The organism is Bdellovibrio sp. KM01, from assembly GCF_013752535.1.
GTDB lineage: Bacteria > Bdellovibrionota > Bdellovibrionia > Bdellovibrionales > Bdellovibrionaceae > Bdellovibrio.
Window position 1 is genome coordinate 1,182,116 of record NZ_CP058348.1, and the last position, 25,945, is coordinate 1,208,060.

General features: G+C 46.6%; 26 protein-coding genes. 12 read left to right on the forward strand and 14 right to left on the reverse strand.

Annotated features, from left to right (window positions below; all coding sequences use genetic code 11):
* The first annotated feature begins 72 nt into the window (after positions 1 to 72).
* Complete coding sequence (locus HW988_RS05845) at positions 73 to 897, forward strand: hypothetical protein (RefSeq protein WP_181606620.1); 825 nt, start codon at positions 73 to 75, stop codon at positions 895 to 897.
* Between the two features lie 113 nt (positions 898 to 1,010).
* Here HW988_RS05845 and HW988_RS05850 read toward each other — a convergent pair whose 3' ends face one another.
* The 5 genes from HW988_RS05850 to HW988_RS05870 form a co-directional block, all read right to left on the reverse strand.
* Complete coding sequence (locus HW988_RS05850) at positions 1,011 to 1,859, reverse strand: outer membrane protein OmpK (RefSeq protein WP_181606621.1); 849 nt, start codon at positions 1,857 to 1,859, stop codon at positions 1,011 to 1,013.
* Positions 1,860 to 2,030: 171 nt separating this feature from the next.
* A complete protein-coding gene (gene ychF, locus HW988_RS05855; protein ID WP_142699544.1) occupies positions 2,031 to 3,131 on the reverse strand; it encodes a redox-regulated ATPase YchF in 1,101 nt (366 codons plus the stop codon).
* A gap of 44 nt (positions 3,132 to 3,175) precedes the next feature.
* Positions 3,176 to 3,745: an aminoacyl-tRNA hydrolase gene (gene pth, locus HW988_RS05860; RefSeq protein ID WP_181606622.1), complete on the reverse strand. Its 570-nt coding sequence runs from the start codon at positions 3,743 to 3,745 to the stop codon at positions 3,176 to 3,178.
* A 78-nt stretch (positions 3,746 to 3,823) separates the two neighbouring features.
* Positions 3,824 to 4,486: a 50S ribosomal protein L25 gene (locus HW988_RS05865; RefSeq protein WP_181606623.1), complete on the reverse strand. Its 663-nt coding sequence runs from the start codon at positions 4,484 to 4,486 to the stop codon at positions 3,824 to 3,826.
* A gap of 66 nt (positions 4,487 to 4,552) precedes the next feature.
* A complete protein-coding gene (locus HW988_RS05870; protein WP_142699547.1) occupies positions 4,553 to 5,500 on the reverse strand; it encodes a ribose-phosphate pyrophosphokinase in 948 nt (315 codons plus the stop codon).
* Between the two features lie 343 nt (positions 5,501 to 5,843).
* Between HW988_RS05870 and HW988_RS05875 the strand changes: the two genes are divergently transcribed.
* Entirely contained in the window at positions 5,844 to 7,142 is a 1,299-nt protein-coding gene (locus tag HW988_RS05875; RefSeq protein ID WP_181606624.1) for an SUMF1/EgtB/PvdO family nonheme iron enzyme, read from the forward strand.
* Positions 7,143 to 7,251: 109 nt separating this feature from the next.
* Here the strand turns inward: HW988_RS05875 and rdgB are convergent, their stop codons facing one another.
* The 3 genes from rdgB to HW988_RS05890 form a co-directional block, all read right to left on the reverse strand.
* The gene (gene rdgB / locus HW988_RS05880; RefSeq protein WP_181606625.1) at positions 7,252 to 7,854 is read right to left on the reverse strand and encodes an RdgB/HAM1 family non-canonical purine NTP pyrophosphatase; all 603 of its coding nucleotides are present in this window, start codon (positions 7,852 to 7,854) and stop codon (positions 7,252 to 7,254) included.
* 16 nt (positions 7,855 to 7,870) lie between these two features.
* The gene (gene rph / locus HW988_RS05885; RefSeq protein WP_181606626.1) at positions 7,871 to 8,602 is read right to left on the reverse strand and encodes a ribonuclease PH; all 732 of its coding nucleotides are present in this window, start codon (positions 8,600 to 8,602) and stop codon (positions 7,871 to 7,873) included.
* Positions 8,603 to 8,761: 159 nt separating this feature from the next.
* A complete protein-coding gene (locus HW988_RS05890) occupies positions 8,762 to 9,553 on the reverse strand; it encodes an N-acetylmuramoyl-L-alanine amidase (RefSeq protein WP_181606627.1) in 792 nt (263 codons plus the stop codon).
* Positions 9,554 to 9,863: 310 nt separating this feature from the next.
* On the opposite strand from HW988_RS05890, the gene HW988_RS05895 reads away from it, so the two are divergent.
* The gene (locus HW988_RS05895) at positions 9,864 to 11,102 is read left to right on the forward strand and encodes a hypothetical protein (RefSeq protein ID WP_181606628.1); all 1,239 of its coding nucleotides are present in this window, start codon (positions 9,864 to 9,866) and stop codon (positions 11,100 to 11,102) included.
* 131 nt (positions 11,103 to 11,233) lie between these two features.
* Here the strand turns inward: HW988_RS05895 and HW988_RS05900 are convergent, their stop codons facing one another.
* Positions 11,234 to 12,481: a serine protease gene (locus HW988_RS05900; protein WP_181606629.1), complete on the reverse strand. Its 1,248-nt coding sequence runs from the start codon at positions 12,479 to 12,481 to the stop codon at positions 11,234 to 11,236.
* A 217-nt stretch (positions 12,482 to 12,698) separates the two neighbouring features.
* Between HW988_RS05900 and HW988_RS05905 the strand changes: the two genes are divergently transcribed.
* Positions 12,699 to 13,373 (forward strand): ATP-dependent Clp protease proteolytic subunit, encoded by a 675-nt coding sequence (locus HW988_RS05905; protein WP_304504538.1) that lies wholly within the window; start codon positions 12,699 to 12,701, stop codon positions 13,371 to 13,373.
* Positions 13,374 to 13,404: 31 nt separating this feature from the next.
* Here HW988_RS05905 and HW988_RS05910 read toward each other — a convergent pair whose 3' ends face one another.
* Positions 13,405 to 14,568 (reverse strand): mechanosensitive ion channel family protein, encoded by a 1,164-nt coding sequence (locus tag HW988_RS05910; RefSeq protein ID WP_181606631.1) that lies wholly within the window; start codon positions 14,566 to 14,568, stop codon positions 13,405 to 13,407.
* A 13-nt stretch (positions 14,569 to 14,581) separates the two neighbouring features.
* Positions 14,582 to 15,373: an undecaprenyl-diphosphate phosphatase gene (locus HW988_RS05915; RefSeq protein WP_181606632.1), complete on the reverse strand. Its 792-nt coding sequence runs from the start codon at positions 15,371 to 15,373 to the stop codon at positions 14,582 to 14,584.
* Between the two features lie 167 nt (positions 15,374 to 15,540).
* Here HW988_RS05915 and HW988_RS05920 point away from each other — a divergent pair, with 167 nt between their 5' ends.
* The 5 genes from HW988_RS05920 (at position 15,541) to chrA (ending at position 20,727) form a co-directional block, all read left to right on the forward strand.
* Positions 15,541 to 17,076, forward strand: a complete 1,536-nt coding sequence (locus tag HW988_RS05920) for a S8 family serine peptidase (RefSeq protein ID WP_181606633.1) — start codon at positions 15,541 to 15,543, stop codon at positions 17,074 to 17,076.
* Between the two features lie 105 nt (positions 17,077 to 17,181).
* Entirely contained in the window at positions 17,182 to 17,961 is a 780-nt protein-coding gene (locus HW988_RS05925) for a PilZ domain-containing protein (protein ID WP_142699557.1), read from the forward strand.
* 12 nt (positions 17,962 to 17,973) lie between these two features.
* A complete protein-coding gene (locus HW988_RS05930) occupies positions 17,974 to 18,786 on the forward strand; it encodes an enoyl-CoA hydratase-related protein (RefSeq protein WP_181606634.1) in 813 nt (270 codons plus the stop codon).
* A gap of 7 nt (positions 18,787 to 18,793) precedes the next feature.
* On the forward strand, positions 18,794 to 19,543 hold the full coding sequence (locus HW988_RS05935) for a tRNA-uridine aminocarboxypropyltransferase (RefSeq protein WP_181606635.1): 750 nt from the start codon (positions 18,794 to 18,796) through the stop codon (positions 19,541 to 19,543).
* Entirely contained in the window at positions 19,540 to 20,727 is a 1,188-nt protein-coding gene (gene chrA, locus HW988_RS05940) for a chromate efflux transporter (RefSeq protein WP_181606636.1), read from the forward strand. The genes HW988_RS05935 and chrA overlap by 4 nt, the downstream gene beginning before the upstream one ends.
* Here the strand turns inward: chrA and HW988_RS05945 are convergent.
* Together HW988_RS05945 and HW988_RS05950 are read right to left on the reverse strand one after the other, a co-directional pair.
* Positions 20,721 to 21,353 carry an inner membrane-spanning protein YciB gene (locus HW988_RS05945; protein WP_255490224.1) on the reverse strand — a complete coding sequence of 211 codons (633 nt, stop codon included), beginning with the start codon at positions 21,351 to 21,353 and terminating at the stop codon, positions 20,721 to 20,723. The two genes, chrA and HW988_RS05945, sit on opposite strands and share 7 nt — an antisense overlap.
* On the reverse strand, positions 21,353 to 22,693 hold the full coding sequence (locus HW988_RS05950) for a dihydroorotase (RefSeq protein ID WP_181606637.1): 1,341 nt from the start codon (positions 22,691 to 22,693) through the stop codon (positions 21,353 to 21,355). The genes HW988_RS05945 and HW988_RS05950 overlap by 1 nt, the downstream gene beginning before the upstream one ends.
* A gap of 87 nt (positions 22,694 to 22,780) precedes the next feature.
* Between HW988_RS05950 and HW988_RS05955 the strand changes: the two genes are divergently transcribed.
* From HW988_RS05955 to HW988_RS05965, 3 genes are all read left to right on the forward strand, one after another.
* Positions 22,781 to 23,785 carry a hypothetical protein gene (locus tag HW988_RS05955; RefSeq protein WP_181606638.1) on the forward strand — a complete coding sequence of 335 codons (1,005 nt, stop codon included), beginning with the start codon at positions 22,781 to 22,783 and terminating at the stop codon, positions 23,783 to 23,785.
* A gap of 6 nt (positions 23,786 to 23,791) precedes the next feature.
* Positions 23,792 to 24,517 (forward strand): HEAT repeat domain-containing protein, encoded by a 726-nt coding sequence (locus HW988_RS05960; RefSeq protein ID WP_181606639.1) that lies wholly within the window; start codon positions 23,792 to 23,794, stop codon positions 24,515 to 24,517.
* A gap of 170 nt (positions 24,518 to 24,687) precedes the next feature.
* Positions 24,688 to 25,320 carry a general secretion pathway protein GspD gene (locus tag HW988_RS05965; RefSeq protein WP_181606640.1) on the forward strand — a complete coding sequence of 211 codons (633 nt, stop codon included), beginning with the start codon at positions 24,688 to 24,690 and terminating at the stop codon, positions 25,318 to 25,320.
* A 35-nt stretch (positions 25,321 to 25,355) separates the two neighbouring features.
* Here the strand turns inward: HW988_RS05965 and HW988_RS05970 are convergent, their stop codons facing one another.
* Positions 25,356 to 25,778: a DoxX family protein gene (locus HW988_RS05970; RefSeq protein ID WP_181606641.1), complete on the reverse strand. Its 423-nt coding sequence runs from the start codon at positions 25,776 to 25,778 to the stop codon at positions 25,356 to 25,358.
* Positions 25,779 to 25,945 lie beyond the last annotated feature (167 nt).

A 25,945-nucleotide genomic window follows, 5' to 3' on the forward strand; every position in this document is an offset into this window, starting at 1 on the left:
TTCCAATCCAGAGCTCTGTCGTCGAGTTGTGAACACCAATAATCCTCATATACTGATTGAACAGGAGAACACATGATCAAGATAGTATTCGCGAGCCTGGCGTTCGCAGTGAGTGTCGCACATGCAGCGCCTTTGGCAGCCATCGACAACTCTTTTAATTGCGATGGCACGATCAACAACCTTATCGGTGGCGCAAACATGACAGCAACGGGTGGTTTTGATCCGATCCTGACTGTTGAAAATGGTCGCGCGAAAATCAATAAAGATTCAAAGCGTATCAAAAGCTTTAAGACGGATGCCAAGTTCGTCATCGTGACCTTCAAAAAAGATATTATCGTGAATGGCAAATCCGAGACTGTTGAAGAAACTGTAAAATACGAAGTCAATGACCAGGGCTATGTCATCAATTATGAAAATGATAAGGCTGCGGTTAAAAAGTATGATCCGATGAGAAGATTCGGAACCAAAGCGAAGCTATCTAAATTGAGCGACGGCAACTGCGCGATCGATCAATTCAGTAACGTCGTGGGGACACCAGATGGTTCAACTGCAGAAGTTGTTATACAGGATAAAAAGTTTTGTGATTCTGTGAAGGACGTTATTTCCCAGATGAATCAAAAAACTTTCAGCCAATGTAACTCGTTGTTGGATAAAGCGGCGACTGCCTATGAAACTCGCGCGCAAGAGTTGGGTAAAGAAAGCAAAAAGCTAGCAATCTTGGGTGAAGCCCCAACAAGTACAATTGCTCTGACGCTGCAAGCACTGAACATGTGCGCACCTGACGAGTGGTACGATAAAGCCATGACTCCAATGGGCATGATGAGAACTTTGAAAGCCGTTCCGGCGGAGGCTGCAAAAGCTACTGCTGGCTCTAAGAAAAAAGGCGTAAATAACTAAACTGCAACATCCACCTCGGCAGCGGAGGTGGGAATTGCAAAACATTAAGACTGATAAATAAAAAAGGCCTCTGAACAGAGGCCTTTTCTTTGTTGGAAGCTGAAAAGTCTAATTTAGAATTTATATGTCAGATCCAAGTAGTGACCAAAGCCCGAAGTTTCTCCAGCAATACCACCACTTTTGAACAAAGCCATGTTCTGGTAGTACTTCAAACCGTAACCAGCAGCATACTGCTTAGAGTGCCAGTAAATACCATTAAACCATTCTAGCGACCAACTTGTACGATCTACGTCATCAGCAATTTTATTTGCGCCGAATTTATAATCCAGGTAACCCTGCCAAGTGATGAAGGATTGGTTTTCAAAGTTTACGAAGGGCTTAAACCAGTTCGTTGTCAGGATATAACCGTTCCATTCGCCTTCGTCGGACGCGCCGTAATTTTCACGCACGTGACGAGCCATCAAGTTTGCACCCAATTTCCCCAGCCATGGGATTTGAATGTCAGAACCAAAACCAATGTATTCTTCAAACAAGGCGCGATCACCCACGTTGAACAAAGTGGCAACGTACCACTCTTGCACCGGACCCAAAGTCAGATCATGACCAGTCATGTAGTCCAAAGAAAAGCGCGGAGCGAATTTGAAAAAGAAGTTGTCGTCTTGAGTGGCGGACTGAGAAGTATCACCGTGACGATCGCTGTTAGGGGAATTGAAAATATCAAAGATATCCAAGTACCCATAAAGGTCCACGATTCCAGAGCGTCCACCAAACTCCATTTCAAAGTAAGTGTCCTGCTGATTTTCGAAAGGGATTTTGTTGTCGATAGATTGCATCAGGTTGAACTGCAACCAACGATAATCACCTTTATGAATATCACCATCTGTGATTTTTGCAGCAAAGGCAGATTGAAGGGGGGAGAAAGCCAAAAGAATCAACAACGTGCTAAAAAATTTCTGAAACATTATTCCTCACTGGTTTTTGAGTTAGGTAAGTAAAGTAGGTACTCGCCTTGAGGTCAACATTGCCAGATTCATTTCCGCTGCGGTTCCGCACTGCATCCCCAAAAGGTACGGCGTACCTTTTCTGCCTTTTCTGAAAAAACAAAAGGTCCCTTGCGGGACCTTTTAAAAGCTCTAAACATTGAAACGGAAGAATAAAACGTCGCCGTCTTTCACGACGTACTCTTTACCTTCGACACGGTATTTACCCGCATCTTTTACTGCTTGCTCGGACTTGTAAGTGAACAAGTCTTCACAGTGATAAGTTTCCGCACGGATGAAACCTTTTTCGAAATCCGTATGGATCACGCCCGCTGCTTGTGGAGCTTTCGTGTTTGCACGGATCGTCCAAGCACGGACTTCTTTTTCACCGGCCGTGAAGTAAGTTTGTAAGCCCAAAAGCGTATAAGCCTCGCGGATCAAACGATTCAGACCTGGCTCTTCCGCACCCAAGGCTGCCAAGAAGTCGGCGCGATCTTCCGGTGGCAACAATGCAATCTCTGCTTCCATCGCAGAACAGATCATGATCGTTTTATTGTTTTCTTCGGCAGCGCGAGCGATAACGGATTTAGTCCAGTCATTGCCACCAGCTGCAAAGTCAGAATCAGAAACGTTCATAGCGTAAAGAACTGGTTTAGCAGTCAACAAATGCATTTCTTTAAGCAGGGGAGCTTCGAAATCGTCCAAAGTTACGGAACGAGCTGGAAGACCTTTGCCCAAAGCTTCTAGAACTTTTTTCGCGACTTCAACTTCCGCTTTCAATTTCTTGTCAGTGGAGTTCTTAGCTTGTTTTTCGATACGTTGAAGACGTTTTTCAACAGAATCCAAATCAGCTAGCAAAAGCTCAGTGTTAATGATTTCGATATCACGGATAGGATCCACAGAACCTGCAACGTGCACGATATTTGGGTCGTCAAAGCAACGAACCACGTGAACGATAGCGTCTGTTTGACGGATGTGTGAAAGGAATTGGTTTCCCAAACCTTCACCCTGGGAAGCACCTTTAACAATCCCTGCGATATCCACGAATTCCATTGTAGTAGGAATTACTTTTTGTGGTTTGATAAAGGAAGTGATTTTATCCATACGAGGATCTGGAACTGTTACAACGCCCACGTTGGGATCGATAGTACAGAAAGGGTAGTTGGCTGCCTCAGCCTTAGCTGAAGTCAACGCATTGAAAAGCGTACTTTTACCAACATTCGGAAGACCGACGATACCGACTTGTAAAGCCATTAGTAACTCCTTAAAAACCTGATTTTAACACGGGGAAATGTAACTTACCCGTTGAATTTTGTCGAAGCTTTTTGAATGCCATCTAGAATGATGCTCTCAATTGCGTCGATACCTTTGTTGAGGAAGTCCGGCATTTTATCGAACTCTTCCTTCGTAAATTTCCCCAGAACGTAATCCGCTACCGGATAGTTCGGGTTTTCGGGACGGCCCACACCCAGTTTAAGTCGGGCATAGTCCTGAGTTCCCATTAATTGCGAAATACTTTTGATTCCGTTGTGACCGCCGTGCCCACGGTTTTTATGAATCTTCATTTGATTGAACGGCTGGTCGATATCGTCGTGGATGACGATCAGGTGATCCAGAGGGATTTTATAGTAACCCATCAACGGTTGCACCGACTCGCCAGAAAGATTCATGTATGTTTGTGGTTTGCAGAAGTAAAGCGTGTGACCTTGCCACGTTGCCTGTGCCACTTCGGCTTTGAATTGATTTTTAATAGACGGATTGCCCAGGCCTTGCATGAAATAGTCGACAGCCATGAAGCCAATATTGTGACGAGTGAGCTTGTATTCGCCACCGGGATTTCCCAGTCCAACGATCAACCATGAAGACATAAATACCTCGTTAAGCCGTAATCAAAAAAAAAGGCAGCTCGATAAGAGCCGCCTTTTTGGAACTGCAATAGTCCGAAACTATTTTTTAGCAGCTGGTTTAGCAGCAGCTGGAGCAGCTTTTGCGCCTGCAGCTGGAGCAGCGGCAGCAGCCGGTGCAGCAGCAACTGGAGCAGCAACAACTTCTTCTTCTTGAGCAGATACAACCGCGATAGTTGTGTCAGCAGAAGAGATCAATTTAGCAGAGCCAGTGATTTTCACGTCAGATGCGTGAAGAGCGTCGCCTACTGCCAAGTTAGAGATGTCAGCTGTGAAGAATTCTGGGATCTCAGTTGGAAGAACTTCGATCTCGATTTGACGGTTAACTACGTTCAACATACCGCCTTCAGACAAACCAACTGGTTTACCTTCAAGACGAACTTCAACGTTAACGCGTACTGCTTTTTTAAGATCCAAAGCGTAGAAATCAACGTGTTGTGGGCGGCGAGAAACCGGGTGAACGTCTACTTTTTTAACAAGTACTACGATACCGTTTGCTTCTTTAACTGGAGATTTCAAGTTGAAAAGAGCATTTTCGTAAGCACGAGTGTTGTACTTAACGATTTCTTTTTCGCCAACAGAGATGCTAACTGGAGAGATAGCTCCGTAGATAACTGCAGGAACTTGGCGGTTAACGCGCAATTCGCGGCTGTTACCTTTACCAGTTTGACGAGCTTCTACGTTTAGTTCGATTCTATTTTTCATAATGTCTTCCTTCTAGTCCGATAGAGGATTGGTTGTTTCAATTCGGCGTTTGCCGAAAACTTTTAATTAATCAAACAAGCTGCTGACGGAATCATTGCCGTGGATACGCTTGATTGCTTCAGCCAAAACTGGAGCTACGGATACCACTTCGATTTTCCCGCAGTTTTTCGCTGCTTCCGATAACGGAATCGTGTCGGTCACCCACACTTTTTCGATGGGGCTATCCTTCAGACGGGCGATGGCAGGGCCTGATAAAACAGGGTGCGTTGCAACAGCGAACACACGTTTTGCCCCATTCTTGTAGAGACTGTCAACTGCTTGTGTAAGTGTTCCAGCCGTATCGATCATATCGTCCACGATCACGGCAGTTTTTCCAGTCACATCACCGATCAAGTGAAGCGCTTTTGCCTCATTAGGGCCGGAACGGCGTTTATCGATGATGGCCATGGAGGATTCGATGCGTTTTGCGAAGGCGCGGGTTCTTTCCACTCCCCCAGCATCGGGACTCACTGCAACAAAGTCAGAGCCAATACCGTGGGATTCGCGCCAGGCACGAGCCAGGGTAGGGATGGCGAACAAATGGTCCACGGGAACGTTAAAAAAACCTTGGATTTGAGCCGCATGCAAATCCACGGAAACCACGCGGTCCGCGCCTGCCGTGGTGATCAAATCTGCCATTAATTTCGCAGAGATAGGGGCGCGTGGAGCGACCTTTCTGTCTTGGCGGGCGTACCCGAAGTACGGGATCACAGCCGTAATGGAAGCTGCCGAAGCTCTGCGAAGAGCATCAAGCATCACGAAAAGCTCCATATAGCTTTGGTTCACAGGTGGGCATGTACTTTGGATTACAAAGACATCCTGACCACGAACACTTTCATGAATTTCTACTTGGATTTCGCCGTCGGCGAAAGTGCTGACCTCGGAGTAACCGAGTTCGATACCGGCAGCCGCAGCCACCTTCTTAGCCAGCTCAGGGTTAGAATTAGCGGTAAATAGTTTAAGGCCCTTCATCATCACTCAAGTCTCCAGAGTTGACCCGACATTGTCGGAATAGGGTTTATGTTTGGAGGACACTAACAAACCGTTATTACAGAGTAAAGTTAGGAACGTTTTTTATTCTAAAAAGCGGAAGAAATAAGCAGTTTTAGGCGGTTTTGGCCGCGCTGGGTAAAGAAGGATTCGTACTTGTGGATGGCTCACATTCTTTGTCGGGGAGACGGAATCACTAGCCCAATCTCCGAGGGCCTTAGTCTACATTTTTGTGGGAACGCAAAACTTTCTCTGAAAAATGTTAAGAAGCGGTAAAAATAAGAAGTAACAGCATAAGAAATCTTGAATCGTGTAAAGGAACTTTGAAATGAAGAGTTTGATAGTAAGTCTTGTCTACGTCTCTCTGACAAGTTTTCTGATTTCTTGTTCCTCGGGAGGAGACTCGAGCAGCGATGCTGTCGCCGCTCCGCCAGATGAATCGTCTCAGTCACCGGCTCCAGCACCGTCGCCGTCGCCCACACCAACGGTAACGCCATCTCCGACTGTGACACCTTCTCCAACTGTTTCCCCAGAACCTACTGCGAGTCCCGTACCAACAGTTGCGCCGACAGCGACGCCGTCTCCTTCGCCGGAGCCGACTGTTTCGCCTGCACCGACTGCTTCACCAGCTCCGACTGTAACACCTTCTCCAACGGCAAGTCCATCACCGGAGCCGACGGTTACTCCGTCACCAACAGTAACACCTTCTCCAACTGTTTCTCCAAGTCCTTCTCCAAGTCCTTCTCCAGAGCCAACGGTCACGCCATCACCGACGGCGAGCCCTTCACCATCTCCGTCACCAAGTCCGTCGCCCTCGCCATCACCAACACCAGTGATGAAATGCCCGACGAATTTTGAATTGGTGAGTGCGAATGCTTCACTTGGAACTTCGGCATTTTGTATCGCAAAATTTGAAATGAAACAAAGCTCCGGCTCGGCGGTATCGACGCCGACTGGTAAGCCGTGGATTGCGACGAAGGCAACGGCAGCAGCTGCGTGTACGGCACTTGGTATCACGTATCGTTTGCCGACGAATGCCGAGTGGAATGCGACAGCTTTGGAAATTTATAATCGCGGAGAAAACTGGTCGGGTGGAGCAAAACTTTCAGGAAATCTTTATACCGGTTATTACTCCGGTTGGAGCGAACCGATTGCCGTCAGCAACACCGCAAACCCATACGATGGGACGGGAAAAAGCAAAGACGAAGAACGCCGGACTTTTGTTCTTGCAAGTGGGGCCGTGATTTGGGACTTCGGAGGTAATGCCTGGGAGTGGGTCAGCGACACGATTTATGGAAACTCCTACTCTCCAGATTTATCGTCACCGTATGGCCGTAATTATCATAACAATAACTGGGACGTGAAGCCTGGCTCGAAAGCGCTGTTGGATTTCACGGGCATGACCGATACCCCTAAAAAGGACGTCTTTATGGGGAATTTATTCGGCGGCAGCTCGGGCAAGGTTATTCGCGGTGGAGCAAACTGTGTGAACAATCGAGGCACCGTTGGAATCTTCACAGCGAACATCGGTGATATCACGGCAAATGAAGTGCAGGCTCCCGCATCGTGGGGAATCAGCATTCAGAACGTGGGTTTCCGTTGTGTCGCCACTCCAGGACAGTATTAATTTTTTAGTTAATTGCACGTGCCGGATTCAGCGCGTTTCAGTTTGAGCGTATCGAAAATTTTTAGCGCGTTTAGCAAAAAAGCCGATCTTGCGATCGGCTTTTTTTTTATCAGATATTTCCAGTTTCTTTAAGTTTCGCCAGGAATTGTTTTGTCGCTTGAGCGCGGTGAGAGTGCTGGGCTTTAAATCCGCTCGCAAGTTCCGCCAAAGTTTGCGTTTGTCCCTCTGGAATGAACACAGGATCGTAACCAAAACCGTGCAGACCTGCAGGCTTGCTGGCTATCGTGCCTTTCATTTCCCCGGTGAAAACCCATTCTTCACCTGTTGGCGTGTACACGACTGTCGTGCAAACGAACTTCGCATTCTTATTTGCCATCGGTTTCAGAGTGATCATTTTCAAAAGCTTCGAAACGTTTTCGCTATCGGAAGCTTTAGGACCCGCATAGCGAGCAGAGTGAATTCCTGGAAGATTGTTAAGTCCTTCCACTTCAAGCCCGGCGTCTTCACCTAAAACCCAAACATTGTTTTTAACGGCGCGCAAAGTTTTCGCTTTGATACGAGCGTTGTCCAAAAATGTTTTGCCGTCCTCTGGTCGGGGAGTGAAGGACGAGATCTCACCTTGATGATGAAGATTCAAGTCCGCCACTTCATTTAAAAGAATACGGTATTCAGTAAGTTTGCCTTTATTGCCAGTTGCAATCCAAAGTTCCATGTACAAACTCCTTTATTTAAACGCCAGCCAAACGATAAGCTTCGCCAACGATCGCTGCCTGGTGAATGAATAATTCACGGCAACCTTTTTCAGCCACATCCATCATCTTGTTCAATTGTTGACGAGTGAATGGCATGTGTTCCGCTGTTCCTTGGACTTCAATGAAAGTTCCTTTGTCCGTCATAACAAAATTCATATCCGTGCCGATCGCGCTGTCTTCGTCGTAATTTAAATCTAATAAAATATTATCATTGTGAAGACCCACGCTGATCGCGGAAACGTAATTGATCAATGGCATGGACTTAATTTCGCTTACCGCTGCAAGCTTTTTAAGAGCCAACGCCAAAGCAACATAACCGCCCGTTACCGAAGCCGTGCGTGTACCGCCATCAGCATTCAAAACGTCACAGTCGATGATGATTTGTTTTTCACCCAATTGTTTCAAATCAACCGCAGCGCGAAGGCTACGCCCGATCAGACGAGAGATTTCTTGAGTGCGACCCGAGTTCAAAGATTTTTCGCGTTTATTACGAGTATGAGTGGCACGAGGAAGCATGCCGTACTCTGCCGTCACCCAGCCCGCGCCAGTGCCTGCGAGCCATTGCGGAGCTTTCGCTTCATAGCTTGCGGTGCAAAGAACTTTTGTTTTACCAAATTCAACTAAAGCAGAGCCTTCAGCATATTCAGCAACATTTGGTGTGATTTTGATATTTCTAAGTTGGTCAAAAAGACGGCCGTCGCTGCGCATAGGTACTCCTTGAAGCGGCTGATGAAAAACATCCATCTGCTGCGTTGTCGGGTGCGGTCCTCGCTCCGACGTACCGGGAGTACGCCTGCGCTGCGGTTCGCTCCCTCCGCCTTGCATCTGAATGTTTTTGATCAGCCTCTATAGAATGGTTAGAGGCCCCTAATTTAAGTTCTTGGCCGAGGAGTTGTCCATCTTTTCTTTATATGAGACGAGGGCGTTATAGATTTTTTCGGCGAGATCTTTTTGATAATCCTTCTGTTGGAGGCGTTTTGCCTCGCGCGGATTCGAAATAAAGCCAATCTCAATTAAGACTGCAGGCATAGACGTCTTTGAGATCACATAAAAAGGCGCTTGTTTTATGGTGGCCCGCATGGCGTTTTCGTCGTTTTCCCAGATCGTCGTCAGAGCTTTCGTTAAGCGTAAGCTCGAGAACATACGATTTTGGCGACGCAGATCTTCAACAATCGCTGCAATGTCACCTTTTTTTGAAAGTTCATCACCACCAGAAATGGTGTGCAGGTCGCGGGCATTCATGATGGCCTGATTTTCCTGATTCGCTAAAAACAGACTGTCTTCATCGCTAGGCATGTTGTTTTGAAAGAAAAATTCCACACCCCGCGCCCGCTGATCTAAAGCTGCATTGGCATGAAGGCTCACATACAAATCGGCATTGGCTTTTTCAGCGGTTTTCACGCGCTCGGGCAGGGAGATGGCGCGATCTTTTTCGCGAGTCATGGTGACCGTAAAATTTGGATCTTTGCTTAATAGGGTTTGCAGTTTTTGAGCGACTGTTAAAACGAGTTCAGCTTCACGAATAGAATTGTAAACCGCTCCCTTATCGACACCTCCGTGACCGGGGTCAACGACGATATGAAATGAGGCGAGAGCAGGAGTTGCCCACATACTCAGCAGCAGAGCGCAGAAAGACTGTTTCGTTTTGAGAGAGATCATCTCCTATAAGTAGAAATTCTGGCGCTGGTTCTGTCGAGTCCAGTCAGCCCGAGAATTTTTTGATCCAGTAGGAAGGCTAGGAGTTGGGCCGACAAAGGGCGCTCTTCGTCTAAAACCTCGACACTGGTAGTGAATCGAGCGCTGTTTAATTGGATCTGAACATAATCTTTGGTTGGCACCTCCATTGCTCTAGTACTAAAGCAACCCCCCCTTGCGGCCAGGACCCTCCCCCCCCATCCTGGTCGCTTTTTTTTTGCCCAAAATGCATATATCCTAAGTTCCTGTTAGATAACATCTATAGGAGACAGACATGCATTCTAAATCACTGGGGATTCTTCTTGTTGCAGCACTGATCACATCGACGGCGACTACAAAAGCAATGGCACAAGCCGACAGCAAACAAATTGAAGCCGAAGAGGCGATTGCGGATTCTGAAGGCGCAAAGGCTGAAGCTGCTGAAGCGAAACGCCGTGCCGAAGAAGAACGTAAAGCCCGTGATAAGGCACGCTCTGAAGCGCAAAGTGCAATTGCTAAAGCCCGTAACGCGGAAGCAGAAGCTAAAAGAGATCAAGCCAATGCTGAGCGCGATGTTGCTAAGCTAAAAGCAGAAATTGCGGGTCACGACCGCGATCAGAAAAAAGCTGAAAAAGAACAAGCGGAAGCTATCGCCCGCAGCAAAGCCGCTCAGGAAAAAACTGAAAAGCAAAAAAAGGTTCTTGAAGAAGCTGTAGCCCATAAACAAGCTGAAGAAAAGAAAGCGTCTGAAATGAACTCTCAAGCAAAAGATCTTGAGAAACAGGCTGCTAACGCAACTGAAGCGGGTATGAAAGCGACTAGAGAAGCTGATGCTGCTAAACTTGAATCCGCAAAAGCGACTCAAAACCTTGCTAAAACTAAATTGTTGGTAGAAAAAGCGGTTGCTGAAAGCAAAGCACGCGATGCTAAAGCGAAACAAGACATCGCTCGCGCTGAGGCTGAGAAATCAAAAGCTGAAGCAGAGATGGCTCGTTTGAAAGCTCAACAAGAGCAATCAAAAGCCATGGTCGAGAAAACTGAAGGCGAGTTGAAAGCAGCTACTGAAGAAGCTAAGAAATTGAGTTCTCAGGCTGAAGACGAACGCAAAAAGTTGAACGACATCAAAAAAGACGAAGAAAAAGTTAAGCAAGCTGCGGCTAAAGCAAAACAAAATCTTGAAGATAACCGCATGAAGTACCGCGCAGAAGAAGCTAAAGCTTCCCAAGAGTTGGCTCGTGCAAGAAAGTCTATCGAAGATAACGAGGCGGCAGCGAAACAAGCTGACGCAGAACTTGCTAAATACAAAGCAAATGCTGAAAAAGCAAAAGCTGAACTAGAACAAATTTCTTCTCGTATGGAAGATGCAAAAAACAAAGCCGAAGACGCAAAGATCCGCGCTGAAACAGTAAAAGCGGAATCTGAAGCAGCTGAAGCGCAAGTTGAAGCCGCTAAAATCAGAGCCAGCACAGCAGGTGTCGATTTAAATGCAGCTCCAGCAGCAGTGAAAAAAGAATCTAAGAAAAAGAAAAAGTAATTAGATCGCAAGATTGAAATAAAAAACCCCGGTGATGAGCCGGGGTTTTTTGTTTTTAAGTACGCATTGTTTTCCGCGATCGCCTTTTCCGCGCTATCCGGAAAAGCTGCGTTAATCAGATTGTGTGGGCTCTATTTTTTGTCTTTAACATCTTCACAGAAGGGCAGCGTATAAGACTGGCTGCCGTGCTTAAATGCCACCGGTTGGCCGGTTGTTAAGTGAGCTGGGGAGAAGACAAGGTTTGATTGTGTTTTCTTTGGAACAAGATCAGCGCGGGGTCGCCCGCTGTTATCCAGATGGATTTCTAAGCCCCATTCCAAGTATTCCAAATTATAGGTTACAAGACCGTGTTGGAGGCCTTGCTTCGCGCGCAGCTTGTCTTTTTTAAAGTTGATGCAAGAAGGTTTAAAGGTCACATCGCTAACACGGGTTTGAATGCCGTCGAATGCCTTGTTTTTTTGATCTACGTCCCACAACACCACGTACTTACTTTGCGCGTGTAGCTTATTCAGTTCCGCGTTCACATCGGCATTGAATGATTTCATCAAAGGATCTGTGAAGCGACTGATCAGGCTGGCCGTGGCGCCGCGAATGCTTTCGGAAACTATCGTCTTATTGCAATCAGGATGTGGAGAGCTTGCTGTCGCCAGGCCCGGAATATTTAAACAAGCAAAGTTAGATCCAAAGCTTACGTGATAAAAGGGTGCCTTTTTTAGATTCACGTCGGCTGCGGTTCCCATGGAGTTCAAAAGTCCTTTTACTTCCATGGAAGCCGTCATCAAAGGCGAGCCGGAATTACCCTTCATCGTTTCACACGGAACCATCGCGATGATGGGGCTTTTTACACCTGTAAAGAACGGATTCGCCAAAGAGTTTTGAATCGCAGGACAAGTGACTTTGCGTAAGATGCCGGTGCCTTTATCCGTTGGATCGATTTTAAACATCGTCACCATCTCGCCATCAGAAAAACCATTGGTGTTGATCGGGGCATGCATGCGGGGAGCTTTTTTAGCTAATTTGAAAATCGCCCAGTCCGGCGTTAGTGGTGTATCTTTGAGCGGGGAAGAAATAAATTTGATCTGGTCACAATCTTCATGCTGTTCTTCGCGACTGCGGGAAGCGGGGAAGGTGACTACGATGCGGCCCTTACAAGAAGCATCGTTTTGGCGAATGTCTTCGGGGATACAGTGCAGATTTGTCGCGATTGTGTCTTCGGCAACCAAAACTCCGGTGCAGACTGATTTTCCATCCTGGATAAGTCCCACCACGGGTTCGGGGCAGGCATCCAAATTCTCGCAGGTCACCGGATACGGTGCTGGTTTAGCACTCGCTAGGCTCTGTATCAAAATGAGAATGGAAAAAATCACGAAGGTTTTCACACTGTGCTTATCGGAGAAAATCACAGTGTGCAAAAGCCAGTTGCCACAGTTTAAAAGAGCCCAAGAGCGGCTCTGTCGCTGCCCTAAAAAGTCTGACCTCCCACATTCCACCAGCGGCCTTTGCAACGCCTCTTTCGCTTTGTTTGGAGCTAACAAAATCAGTGAATCATCTTGATTCACTTTTCGCTCACGTGTCTCTGCGCACACGGATTGCAACATAATCCTTCAGGCAAACGAAGTCTTCCTACTCACGTCCACTCAAAGGAGAGAAACCATGGCCACCATTCCCTATGTTATTGAAAGCACCGCAAGCGGCGAACGTTCTTACGACGTTTACTCACGCCTTTTAAAAGATCGCATCTTAATTTTAGGCAGTGTCGTGACTGACGAGGTCGCTAACGCCCTGATCGCGCAGATGTTATTTCTGGAATCAGACAACCCAGAAAAAGACATTCATCTATATATCAACTCGCCCGGCGGTTCGGTGTCGGCGGGACTCGCGATCTATGATGTCATGAACTATATCAAGTGTGATGTGGCGACTTATTGTATTGGTGTTGCTGCGAGCATGGGTTCGTTCCTATTGTCAGCTGGTGCACCCGGAAAAAGATTTTCCATGCCCAATAGCCGCATCCTAATCCATCAGCCACACTTGGGTGACGGCGGAATCGGCGGGCAGGTGAGTGACATCGAAATCCACGCCCGAGAACTTGTCCGCTCAAAAAAGAAGTTGATCGATCTTTACGCTGAACACACTGGTCAAAGCGCCAAACATCTGACGAAGCTGATGGAGCGCGATCACAACATGACCGCCCTCGAGGCGAAAGAGCTCGGTTTAATTGACGGAGTCATTGAATCACGAAAGAAAAGAATCTTAAAAAATGCTGGATAAAAAAAGGGACCTTGATAGGTCCCTTTTTCTTTTACATAGGCTGAACAGATGGTTGTTGCAGCTGTTGTTGGTCGGTTTCTCCGCCGCCGCGGTAGTAAACTGTTTGCGTTGGGTAGGCGAAATCTACTTTGAGCTCCGCTCCGATTTTTAAGATCTCAATAAATATGGCTTGCTGACGTTCCAGTTCTTCGGGGCCCGTGAACACTTGAAGATGGAATTGTACTAAAACGTTCAGCTGAGAATCTGCAAAACCGTTAAAGTTCACCGTCACAGTGTCTGGAACTACCACGGATTCCTGGCGAATTGCATAGCGAACACGGTCGCAGAATTCTTTAATTCTGTCAGGGGGAGTTTCGTAGGCGATTCCGATGATCTGACGAACGCGGCGGAAGGGTCTGACTCCCATGTTGTCGATGGTTTCTTTTGCCATCATCGCATTTGGAATCGTGATCACAGAGTTATAGAAAGTTCTTACGCGAGTGGATCTGAAGCCGATCTCCTCAACTGTTCCTTCCATGTCTTTTACTTTCACCCAGTCACCCAATTGGAAAGGGTTGTCGATCAGGATTGTCACTGAACCAAAAAGATTGGCAGCTGTGTCTTGAGCGGCAAGGGCTAAGGCCAAACCACCCAGTCCCAGGCCGGCCATCAAAGACATCACGTTTAAACCGAAGCTTTGCAGGATCAACAAGAAACCCAGGATTACCACCAAGGCTTTCATGGTTTTCGTAGCAAATGGAACCAAGTTGTCATCCATTTTGCTTTCAGTTTTTGCCGCCACGTCTGCGAAGACAAAACCCAAAGCATCCACGCAGTAATAAACCAAGCGGATGACATGGAAACCCAGCATACCTTTAAGGATGTACTCGTAATAGGTTTCAAACTTACCACTGACTTCGATGGCATCATCAATTGCGAACCACAAAAGGATGATAAAAATCCACGCCAAAGGGCGTTCAATTTCAAATCTAAAGAAATACGCTGTAAAGCTCTTAACGAATTTCTTAGCGATCGGGTTGTGGATCTTTAATTGTTTAAAGCACCACTGAACGATCGGGCGAAGGGCAAAGCCGGCAACGATGCCACCGATCAGAATAATCCACTTCCAATTAGGCATTACCAGATAGGAGTGTTTTAAAAAAGATGTGAACTCGGCCGAAAACCACTGTGTACCTTCAAACAAGAACTTTTCCATGCATGCACCTCAACTAGTTCATTTGCAGGTCATGACCCGTATAGATCAAAACCAGGATCACAATACCCAATACGATACGATAGTAACCAAACCCGCGGAAACCGTAACGGCTGACAACGCCGATAAAAAACTTAATCGCGACCATGGCCACGATAAATGAAACCACCAAACCGACCAGCAAAATATTGATCTGCTGCGGTTCGATTGTTTTATAGATTTTCAAAAGCTTGTACAAAGTGGCAGCGGCCATCGTCGGAACTGCTAAAAAGAAAGAAAACTCTGCCGCTTCCTTTTTATTCATTCCCAGCGTCAAACCACCCATAATCGTAGCGCCGGAACGAGAAACACCGGGAATCATCGCGATCGCTTGAAATAAACCCAGTTTCACCGAGTCTTTATAAGTCAGATCATTCGTGGTGCGACCCACCGCTGTCAGATGAGCAAACGCCTTGTCGGACCACACGAGGACCAATCCTCCCAGAATCAAAGACCAAGCCACAACTTGGACGTTACCCAAAAGGTGCTCAACCGCATCCTTCGCCAAAAAACCAATGATGGCAGTCGGCAGGAAGGCCACGAACAATTTTTTATAGAAACCCCAGTTCGGTAAAAAGCGTTTCCAGTACAAAACCAGAACTGACAAAATCGCGCCGAACTGGATGATGACCTCAAAAGCTTTGGTGAAAGTATTTTCTTCGATGCCCATCATCGAGCTTGCAATGATCATGTGACCAGTGGAGGAGATGGGGAGGAACTCGGTGATTCCCTCAACGATACCTAAAATAATAGAATGCAAATAACTCACGGATGCCTCGAGTTTCAATGTTGATCATCAGCCCGCAATATTCTTGTAAGCTTCATTGCTGTGTTCAACTTTCGATCACGCGTGTCATTAAAATAAGCTGTAGTTTAAAAAAAATCTGTTTTTCGTAAGAAATCCGAATATGATTTTCGATAACCACGGAGGGAATAATGAAACGTGCATTACTAATGGGTGCAATGTTGGTTGGATCTCAAGCATTCGCAGGGGAATACTTGGTTAAGTACAACAACACAAGCGCTCTAAATATGATGAACTCGATGTCTTTGGTATCGGCTTCTGCTTTGAACGTGATGGATCACAATCAAAACGCAAGCTTGGTTAAAGTAGACATCATGAAAAAACAAGAAGCTCAAGTTTTGGCAACTTTGTTGTCTCAACCGGGCATCGAATACGTAGTACCGAATGCTAGAATGAAAGCATTCACTCACTCAGTTGACACGGCTGCATTACGTGAGCAATGGGCGATGGGCAAAGTTAACGCTGAAAAAGCATGGCAACGTGCTGGTAACAAAGGTAACAAAGGCATCATCGTAGCGGTTATCGATACTGGTGTTGACTACACTCACGAAGCTTTGTCTCCAAATATGGTAGCAGGCTACAACTTTAAAGATAAAAACAACGACCCAATGGACAAAACGTCTTACCAAAACCCAGGTCACGGTACTCACTGTGCTGGTGTTATCGGTGCGACTGGTTTGGTTGATGGTGGTATCGTTGGTATCGCTCCAAACATCTCTATCATGCCTCTTCGCTTCTTGGGCGAAAACGGTTCTGGTGATTTGAATGACGCTATCAAAGCGATCGACTACGCTGTTGAAAAAGGCGCTCAAGTGATTTCTGCTTCTTGGGGTGCAACTATTCCAAGAAACCAGGCTGAACCACTTGTTGAAGCTATCAAACGCGCTGACGACAAAGGTGTTATCTTCGTTTCTGCCGCTGCAAATGATGGTAAAAACAACGATACAACTGAAGTTTACCCAGCAAACAATGGTTTCCCGAACTCAATCACGGTTGCAGCTTCTGGTCCTAGCGATGCTAAACCATCTTGGTCAAACTACGGTACAGCAACTGTTCACGTAGCCTCTCCAGGTGAAGACATCATGTCGACTTTGCCGAAAAATAAATACGGCAATTTGTCTGGTACTTCTATGGCGACTCCGCTTGTTTCTGGTATCGTGGCTCTTATGAAATCTCAGGACCCTTCTTTGACGGGTGCTCAGATCCGCGCGATCTTGCAAACAACTGGTGCTAAAGTTTCTATCCAAACTGCTTGTAACTGCCGTGTTGATGCATTCAACGCAGTTGACGCTGTTTTGGCTAAGAAAATGGTAGTGGTTCCAGCGGCAGCGACTTTGGCTGCTAATGAAACAGTGAACCTGGCTGTATTGAACGGTAAAGCACCATTCAAATTCACAAGCAGCAACTCTGGCGTTGCATCTGTTAACGACAGCGGTGTTATCACTGCGGCTTCTAACGGTACAACTGCGATCACTGTGACTGATGCTGATGGTAAAACAGCTTCTACATTGGATATCAATGTAGGTAAAAAAGCGTCTCAAAACCCAGGCAATCCTGATCCAGGCAACCCGGGTAACCCAGGCGATGGTTCTTGTCCAATTGGCGATCAGTCAATGTGCGACATCATCTGCCAAATCAAACCAGATCTTCCATTCTGTAAACAATAGTTTGGCGAGAAACATAAGAGTTTGATTCTCAAGAAAGGGCTCCATTTAGGAGCCCTTTTCTTTTTTGTTGTGTGAATGCGATTATTTCTTAATAATTAATGTCATATGAAAAGAAAACCTTGGGCCATCATCGTACTCGCACTTCTTCACATCATCGCGCCTCTTGGAAGCTTTATCTTTAATGCGGTCCGAGCGGGACGCACCTTCGAAGCACAGTGGTATTTTTGGACAAAAGTGCTTCCACCCATGTTCATGGTCATTTATGTCCTTTTGCCAATCTTGGCGGGGATCTTTATCTACCTTTGTAAACGCTGGTCCTATTGGGCTTACCTGGGCTGCTTGTTGATTATCTTTATCACTAACGTGATGGCCTTCATCAACAGCATGAGCTGGTTGAACTTCTTCTATCTATTAGGTGTTTTGGTGGTGGATCTTTTGGCGGTGGCCTATTTTGTGGTACCGGCGGTTCGCCAGGTTTACTTCGATCCAAGAATGCGTTGGTGGGAAGCAGCACCTCGTTTTGTTTTTAAAAATCCAGTGATGGTGAACGGTTCTGAGGGCGAAATCAGCAATATCTCTAAAGGTGGTATGTTCGTTCGCACTTCATTGAATCTTTTTGAAGATCAAAGCGTGAACCTTGAATGGCAATTTGAGGGTGTCACTTACAAGGGCCTAGGCACGGTGGTTTTCAAAAAAGCGACAGGCGATGGTTACGGCATCCAGTATAAAGAGTTGGATTCTCCTTCTGAAGTGAAGGCACTTTGTAGTAAGTTAAGTTCTCGTGGCCAAATGGTTCCTGAGCGCTTGCCGGGACCTGACGACAGCTTCGGCGTTTGGCTTAAAAAGGTCTTCAAAAATCGAGAAGGCTTGTTCCCTAAAAAATAGGATTCTAGTCAAATGTCTTTTTATTCGCAAAGTTTCCCGCATTTGAAGGTGTCTTTTAAGAAACATCAACTGTGGGTGACTTTGGATAATCCTGAACAAAGCAATGCGATCACTTACGAGATGATCGATTCTTTGACCAAAGTTCTTCGCCATGCCGATTTTGATTCTGAAGTTCGTGTGATCGTCCTAAGCGGTGAGGGTGCAAACTTTTGCGCCGGTGGTGACGTCAAAGCCATGGAAAATAAAACCGGAATGTTTGCGGGGGAGCCCAACGAACTTCGCATGCGTTATATCCACGGTATTCAGCAAATTCCAAAATGCATCGAAGAACTTTCCACGCCACTGGTAGCCATGGTGAATGGTGCGGCGATCGGGGCGGGCTGTGATCTAGCGATGATGTGTGATCTGCGCGTGGGATCTGATAAATCCAAATTCGGCGAAACTTTTGTAAAATTGGGTTTGGTGCCGGGTGATGGTGGCAGTTTCTTTTTGCAAAGAGTGATTGGTTATTCGCGTGCGATGCAAATGTCATTAACCGCAGATTTGATTGTGGGGGAGGAAGCCTTTAAATGGGGACTTCTGAACTACTACGCTTCCGGTGACTTGGTTTCGGAAACCGAAAAAGTGGCAGATAAAATTGCTGCCAATGCGCCGGTTGCCGTACAAATGACCAAGAAATTGATGAAGGCCGCCTACCTGCAAGATTCCAATAATGTTTTAGAGCAAGCCGCCGCTTATCAAGGGATCACGCAAAGAACCCAAGATCATTTTATCGCTCTGCAGGCAATCAAAGAAAAGAAATCCCCTGAATTCAGTGGGAAGTAATCTTTTAATGGATCTGCAGACTTATTTATCCAATAAAGAAAAAATGAAAACCACAGGGCCCGTTTACCGGGAGCTGTGTGATGCCTGTGTGCAGCCTTCTTTTAGCTGTTACTGCGAGCATGTGAAATCATTTGATCCGGGAATGGATGTGGTGATTTTAATTCATCCGATCGAGATGAAACGCAGAATTGCCACGGGTCGCATGTCGTACCTGGTTTTGGATAATTCCTTTTTGATTCGTGGCCAGGATTATACGAACGATGCGGAAGTGAACGAGCTTTTGCAGGATCCCAGTCGCCACTGTGTGATGCTTTATCCTGGGAAAAACTCTGCGAATTTAAGTGAAATGTCGGAAAGTCAAAAATCCGAACTGATTCCTGAAGGCAAAAGGTTGACGTTATTCGTAATCGACGGGACGTGGGCAACGGCCGTAAAGACCATTCGTCAAAGCATGAATCTGCAGGCGATCCCCAGAATTTGTTTTTCTCCCGATAAGCCCTCTAATTTCCGGGTGCGCAAGCAGCCTAAGTCATTTTGCTATTCCACGATTGAAGCGATTCATCAAACCATCGAACTTGTTGGTGGCGTGTTAGGATTTGATATTCATTCCCGTCGCCATGATGACTTGCTTTATGTTTTTGATAAAATGGTCGAACGCCAAATCGAGTGTGCTAAAAGTGGCGAAGCTAAACCAAGACATCTTAGATACAGCCGCGATCTTAAAAAACAACTGGGTTTGACTGGAAAAGTCTTTTGAGAATCGGAGTTCATCTGGGACCAATATTAGAAGTGTTCTGGATTTTCTTGCGCCTGGGGCTTACATCATTCGGTGGGCCGATCGCCCATCTGGGGTATTTCCGTGACGAATTTGTCGAAAAAAGAAAATGGTTTGATGATCATTCTTATGCCGATATCGTAGCGATTTGTCAGTTTTTGCCGGGACCTGCAAGCAGCCAAGTGGGAATTTCTATCGGGCTTTCGCGAGCGGGAATTCCCGGGGCTATCGCTGCGTGGCTGGGATTTACTTTGCCGTCAGCAATTGTGTTGGTGGCATTTGCTTTTGGTGTTGCCGCTTACGGGGGAAGTTTAGATAGTGGTTGGCTTCATGGTTTGAAAGTTGTCGCAGTCGCGGTTGTAGCACAAGCCATCTGGGGCATGGCTAAAAGTCTCACTCCTGATTTTAAGCGCGCCGTAATTGCCGTGATCGCTGCCGCCTTAGCGATTTTATTTTCTTCAGCGTTAGCACAAATCGGTGTGATTGTATTAGGTGCGATCTTGGGATTGATCTTGGTTAGAAATTTTTCAAATCTCCCGAACACATCGATTCGAGTTCCTTTAAGTCATCGTGCTGGCTTGATCTCTTTGATCCTGTTTGCTGGATTGCTTTTTGTTCTACCAATTCTTGGTTCCTTGAACGAGTCAGCAAAAGTCATCGATAGTTTTTATCGCACGGGCTCTTTGGTATTCGGTGGTGGTCATGTTGTTCTGCCGCTCTTAAAAGCGGAAGTCGTGAATACGGGATGGGTAAGTAGTGATGCCTTCATGGCGGGATACGGAGCCGCACAAGCAGTGCCGGGGCCTTTATTTACTTTCGCGGCCTATCTCGGTGCCCTTTTAACAAAGAACTTAACGGGAGTCATCGGCGCCGCCGCATGTTTGATCGCGGTCTTCTTGCCATCCTTTTTGATGGTGTTCGGAGTGCTGCCATTCTGGGAAAAGCTTCGCCACGTCAAACAAATGCGCTTCGCAGTTGCTGGAATCAATGCCTCCGTCGTCGGACTCTTGATAGCCGCTTTTTACAATCCTGTTTGGACCAGTGCCATCTTCACAGTGAAAGATTTTGTTTTAGCCTTATTCTGCTTCGTTCTTTTGCTGTTCGCAAAAGCACCATCATGGGCCGTCGTTATCCTAGGCGCTATGGCGGGTGCTGTCCTTTATTGATTCAGCTGTTCTTCTTGAATTTTTTTGATTTGCTCGGCGATTTGTTCAGGCGTGAGTGCCTTCATCGCGGATCTGCGGATGTATAAAACTTCCAGCAACATATAGACAATTAAGCTGACGGTAAGTCCCACACCTTTAAGCAATGCCCAAGCATTCGAGGTCCAGTGAAGGGCGGCCCAAGTCGCAAGAACTGCGTGTGCGGCAAAGAAGATCCCCATTCTGAAAGTCATTCCACTCATGCGAGTTTTCATGAATTCCGGAAGTTTCTGTCCCTGTTGTTCGGCTAACACCACGATTAAAGGCTTTTTGATATACCACGAAACCCACAAAGCAATCGCAAAGGCGGCTTCCATGATTGCGGGTTGCATTTTAAACCAGATGCCTTCGTCGGAAATTAAAGAGACTCCACCCAAGACCAATAACAGACCGTTACCAATCCAAGTGATCTTTTGAACTTTTTTATGCTTATAAAGTTCAAAGCAGATTTCGCCCACACCAAATACCATCCCGGCGATCAGACCTGCGATGGTGCCGTATTGATCCTCAATAACTGTAAAGGCAATAACTGGCAAAAGCCCGGCGAAAAAGACCGCCATGGCTTTTGATTTGGCAGAATTCTGCTGCATTAAAGCGTGCCCTCGAAATTCACGGGAGTTCCAGAGTGCGCTTCCACGATTTCACCGTGAGCATGCGCCAGTTTTCCAGATACTACTGTGTGAGTCACCCAACCAGTGACTTGCATCCCGTGGAACGGAGTCCATCCGCAGCGGCTCGCAATCCAGGAATTATCAATCGTCATTTGTTTTTTCAAATCCACGATCGTGACGTCGGCATCATAACCTTCGCGCAGGCGTCCTTTGTTTTTTACACCGAACACGCGGCAAGGATTTTCAGTGACTAGCTCTACGAACTTTTGCAAAGACAAGCGGCCTTCATGCACATGGTTTAACATGATCGGAACCAAGGTTTGCACACCCGGCACGCCTGATGGACTTGCGGGATAAGGACGGTCTTTTTCTTCACGAGTGTGAGGAGCGTGATCGGAACCGATCACATCGACCGTTCCATCCTGCAAAGCTTTCCACAGGCGATCCAAGTGACGTTTTTCACGGATCGGCGGGTTTTGTTGAGCGTATGTTCCCAAACGGTCGTAACAATCCGGAGCATACAAAGTTAAATGCTGAGGCAGAACTTCGACAGTGGAAATGTCTTTTGCGTTTTGCAAGATATCCATTTCCTCAGCGGTTGAAACGTGCAGAACGTGGATCTTGCGACCCGTTTTGCGAGCTAAGCGCAACAGGCGTTGAGTGGAATTCACCGCCGTTTCAACATCTCTCCATACCGGATGGTAGTGAACATCGGCCATTTCAACAGCGATATGACGGCGTTCGCGTAGGCGCATCTCGTCTTCACTGTGAACGATGACTCGACGATGGCCCTGATTTAAAATATTTTCCAGTGTCTCGTCGTCCTCGACAAGCAGACTTCCGGTAGAGCTGCCCATGAAGATTTTGATTCCCGAGCAATGCGGGAGGATTTCCAGGTTTTGCAAAATACCCACGTTATCGTGAGAAGCTCCGGCAAAGAACGCATAGTTCGCATGCGCACGGTTTTTTGCCATATCCAATTTATCTTGGAAGTGAGCGACAGTGGTGGTGGGAGGGTTGGTGTTGGGCATTTCAAAAATGCTTGTCACTCCACCCAAAACGGCTGCTCTGGTGCCAGTTTCCAGGTCTTCCTTGTGGGTTAGACCAGGTTCGCGGAAATGCACCTGGCTATCGATCACGCCAGGCAAGACATGGAGTCCAGTTGCATCGATCATGCACGGGGCAGAGTCGAAGATTTTTTCGCGAATTTTAGTGATGCGGCCGTTGCTGATTCCGATGTCGGCCTGCTGTTCAATCAAACCGATGTTGGAGGGGTGGGGAAGTAAACAGGTTCCGCCTCTGATTATTATGTCGTACATAGACACCTCAATGAGGGGACTGTACCACCAGACTGGATCAAAGGTCTAGCATTGACGACAAACGGCTGATAGACGAGAATTTGGATTGTGACAATCGACCAAATTCTTCATTTTTTCAGTCAGCACAATGTAGCCATCATTGAAGGCTTAGTAGCAGCGATTATTCTGCTAGGTCTTTTCGTGGGATATCGCGGATTTTTCGGTAAAAAAGATGCTGATTCCGGCCTGGGTGGCGGATTAGATTCAGCTCAGTTGGAAAAGACTCTGCAAAAGATTTTGGATAGCCAAGGTCATGCACCAAAAACGGGCGATGAGGCTTTGGCGGCTGCATTTAAAGACGGCGCGGCCGGTCACGGTGAATCCCCTGAAGAGGTTCAGCAACTTAAAGTTAGCCTTAGTGAAAACATCAAAGAACTTGAAGTGATCCGTGCAGAACTGCAGATCGCCGAGAAAAAAGTTGCTGAATTGCAGGCAAATCCGCCGGCGGGCGGGGGCGATGCGGCTCCAGCTGCGGCAGTTGATACTTCTGCGCTTGATAATAAAATCAAAGATCTTGAAGCTCGTTTGGCTGAATACGAAATTATCAGCGAGGACATCGCCGATCTTTCTCGTTATAAAGAAGAAAACGAACAGCTTAAATCTGAAATCACTGGCTTAAAGCAAGCACCACCGGCAGCAGCAGCTCCGGCGGCCCCAGCACCAGCGCCGACTCCGGCTGCTCCAGTTGCTGAAGCTGCTCCACTTGCGCCCACTCCGGAACCGGCACCAACTCCAGCTCCTGAAGTGGCCGCAGAACCAGGGATCACGGAAGCCGATGTTGACGCAGCGATTGCTGCAGCGGAAGCAGAAGCGACTCCGGCGGCAGCGGAACCTGCTCCCGAAGTTGCGGCAACGGAAGCAGCATCGGCCGAATCTGAATCTATTATCGATGATGAATTGATGAAAGAGTTTGCAGCAGCGGTAGAGAACCAAAAAAAGGACCTTGATTCCGTTGCTGAAAAAGCCGGTAAAGGTGAAGCCGCTGCGGGAAAATCCACTGAAGACAGCCAGTTGATGGATGAGTTTGAAAACTTCGTTAACAAGAAAAGTTAGGTCATCATGAACACGAAAATCCTGTTGTCCGTTTTGTTTATCGGTTTTTCTTCAAGCGCTTTCGCAGCTAAAAACATTCCTTCACCTGATACTTTAAGTTCCGCGATGGAAGTCCTGAATTTGCCAGGTGAAAACCGCCGTATGGCAATCGATGGCAACCCTAAATTTTATGACAGCTTTATTTCTTTAGCCTTCAGTGAAAAGCAACCAATGAATATTCGTTGGAAGGCTTTGATGGGAGCTGCGGAAGCAAAACGCCTGGAAGCTACTGCGGATCTTTTGAAGGCCGGCTCCCATGATCAGTGGTATATGAGAAATGCTGCTTTAATTGCTTTGTCGGAAGTAAACCCAACTCAAGCAGATAAATTGGCGCAAAAGCTGGTGAAGGATAAGGCCCTGGTGGTTCGTTCCGCTGCGGTTGAGGTTCTGGGCAAAAATATGTCTGATGAGACTCGTGGCCTTTTGTGGGAAGAGTTGAATAAAGATTATAACTTTAAAAACAAACAAAGCCTTTGGATCCGTCATCAAATTGTCGAGCAGTTGGCGAAAAAACCAATGGATAGCGAAATGAAGACGTTCGCGGGTCTTTTAACCGACAATGACCAAAGAGTTCAGTTACCAGCAGTTCGCGGTCTGCAAAAACTAACCGGGGTGAAACTCGGGGAAACAAAGCTTAAGCAAAGCGAACTAGTCAGTCTGTGGAAAGACTACGTTAAAAAAGAAAAGCTATAAAACAAAAGGCAGCGCCCCAGCTGCCTTTTTTATTTCCTGGAACACTGAATACAATAAGTCTTCATGAAGTGGTCCCGTCCTTCCATGTCAGGACTTCAATCTCTGAAAACTCGGATATATGATGCTTCTTACATATTAGGAGCATTTTCAATGCTACAAGGAGCGTTTCTATGAAATGGATGATCTTAGCCCTTTTGTCTTTGTCGGTTGTGACTGCGAGTGCCTCAGATAAAATCAAATTTAACTTCTTAGACACTGAAGTTAGCAAAATGATCGAAGCTTATTCGAAATCGACAGGACAGAAGTTCGTCGTGGATCCTTCTGTTCGTGGTAAGGCGTCTATTTTTGTCCAAGAGCCCATTACGACTGAAGAAGCCTTCAATCAATTGTCTTCAGCTTTGGCCGTGAATGGTTTTGCGATTAGTAAGCAAGGCGACACTATGATCGTGAAATCTGCTCGCAACATTCAACGTGATTTGATTGAAGTTAGCACCGAAGTTCCGGCATTAAAGCCTGAAAGAATGGCGACTTGGATTTATACTTTTAAGAATATCGCGGCTGCTGAAGTCAATCGCGGTGTCCGAATCATGCCTTCTAGAGATGGCGAAATGAACACATTTGATAAAAACAATCAGATCATCTTTACAGATTGGACTTCGAATCTGAACCGTATGGCGGCAATTTTGAAAGAACTTGATAAACCAGCAGATCCGGCGGCAGCCAAATTAGCGGCAGAGGATAAAAAAGGTTCCATGAAAAGGGAAGCCTCTAAGAAAAAAGAAGAAACTAAATCTTCAAACTAAAAAAAAGGCAGCTGATGAAGCTGCCTTTTTCTTTCTTAGACTTTGCTGCCCATTTTGTTATCGAGTGAAAATCTACCGCCACCATAACAAGCAAAGAAAATACAGACGAACATGTAAAGAAACGCCAACTCTTTCACGTTAAAGGGATCGGCTGCATGCACGAAAGTTCCCGCAACGAACATTGTGAAAGCCATAAAAATCGCCGCCGGGCGAGTCAATAAACCCAACGCCAATAAAACTCCGCCGACCAGTTCACTGAGTGCCGCTGCATGGGCGAACATCACTGGCATCGGAAAACCGATCGAAGCAACACCTTGAATCAGTTGTTCGGAAATGGGGAACTTGCCCAGTCCGTGAACGAATGCCATAACTAAGCCGACAAAAATCCGGAAGATGGCCAAGCCGACTTGTCCCGTGGTTCCTGTATTCGTCGCGAAAAGGAAATTCTTAATGTTCATGATGTGCCCCTTTTGTGAGTTTGTTCGGTTAAAGAATTTCTTGTTCGCGTCCGAATGGCAACCAAATACAGCGGCTGAAATGGGGGTATTTAACACTTCTAAGTACTGGCGCTTACTATCAGGCAGTTTTTGAGGAAATATCGCTATCGACAAAGTGCATTGCCAAT

Coding starts and splice junctions, on each gene's coding strand:
- HW988_RS05845 (WP_181606620.1), top strand. CDS start 73: ATGATCAAGATAGTATTCGCGAGCCTGGCGTTCGCAGTGAGTGTCGCA.
- HW988_RS05850 (WP_181606621.1), bottom strand. CDS start 1,859: ATGTTTCAGAAATTTTTTAGCACGTTGTTGATTCTTTTGGCTTTCTCC.
- ychF (WP_142699544.1), bottom strand. CDS start 3,131: ATGGCTTTACAAGTCGGTATCGTCGGTCTTCCGAATGTTGGTAAAAGT.
- pth (WP_181606622.1), bottom strand. CDS start 3,745: ATGTCTTCATGGTTGATCGTTGGACTGGGAAATCCCGGTGGCGAATAC.
- HW988_RS05865 (WP_181606623.1), bottom strand. CDS start 4,486: ATGAAAAATAGAATCGAACTAAACGTAGAAGCTCGTCAAACTGGTAAA.
- HW988_RS05870 (WP_142699547.1), bottom strand. CDS start 5,500: ATGATGAAGGGCCTTAAACTATTTACCGCTAATTCTAACCCTGAGCTG.
- HW988_RS05875 (WP_181606624.1), top strand. CDS start 5,844: ATGAAGAGTTTGATAGTAAGTCTTGTCTACGTCTCTCTGACAAGTTTT.
- rdgB (WP_181606625.1), bottom strand. CDS start 7,854: ATGGAACTTTGGATTGCAACTGGCAATAAAGGCAAACTTACTGAATAC.
- rph (WP_181606626.1), bottom strand. CDS start 8,602: ATGCGCAGCGACGGCCGTCTTTTTGACCAACTTAGAAATATCAAAATC.
- HW988_RS05890 (WP_181606627.1), bottom strand. CDS start 9,553: ATGATCTCTCTCAAAACGAAACAGTCTTTCTGCGCTCTGCTGCTGAGT.
- HW988_RS05895 (WP_181606628.1), top strand. CDS start 9,864: ATGCATTCTAAATCACTGGGGATTCTTCTTGTTGCAGCACTGATCACA.
- HW988_RS05910 (WP_181606631.1), bottom strand. CDS start 14,568: ATGGAAAAGTTCTTGTTTGAAGGTACACAGTGGTTTTCGGCCGAGTTC.
- HW988_RS05920 (WP_181606633.1), top strand. CDS start 15,541: ATGAAACGTGCATTACTAATGGGTGCAATGTTGGTTGGATCTCAAGCA.
- HW988_RS05925 (WP_142699557.1), top strand. CDS start 17,182: ATGAAAAGAAAACCTTGGGCCATCATCGTACTCGCACTTCTTCACATC.
- HW988_RS05930 (WP_181606634.1), top strand. CDS start 17,974: ATGTCTTTTTATTCGCAAAGTTTCCCGCATTTGAAGGTGTCTTTTAAG.
- HW988_RS05935 (WP_181606635.1), top strand. CDS start 18,794: ATGGATCTGCAGACTTATTTATCCAATAAAGAAAAAATGAAAACCACA.
- HW988_RS05945 (WP_255490224.1), bottom strand. CDS start 21,353: ATGCAGCAGAATTCTGCCAAATCAAAAGCCATGGCGGTCTTTTTCGCC.
- HW988_RS05950 (WP_181606637.1), bottom strand. CDS start 22,693: ATGTACGACATAATAATCAGAGGCGGAACCTGTTTACTTCCCCACCCC.
- HW988_RS05960 (WP_181606639.1), top strand. CDS start 23,792: ATGAACACGAAAATCCTGTTGTCCGTTTTGTTTATCGGTTTTTCTTCA.
- HW988_RS05965 (WP_181606640.1), top strand. CDS start 24,688: ATGAAATGGATGATCTTAGCCCTTTTGTCTTTGTCGGTTGTGACTGCG.
- HW988_RS05970 (WP_181606641.1), bottom strand. CDS start 25,778: ATGAACATTAAGAATTTCCTTTTCGCGACGAATACAGGAACCACGGGA.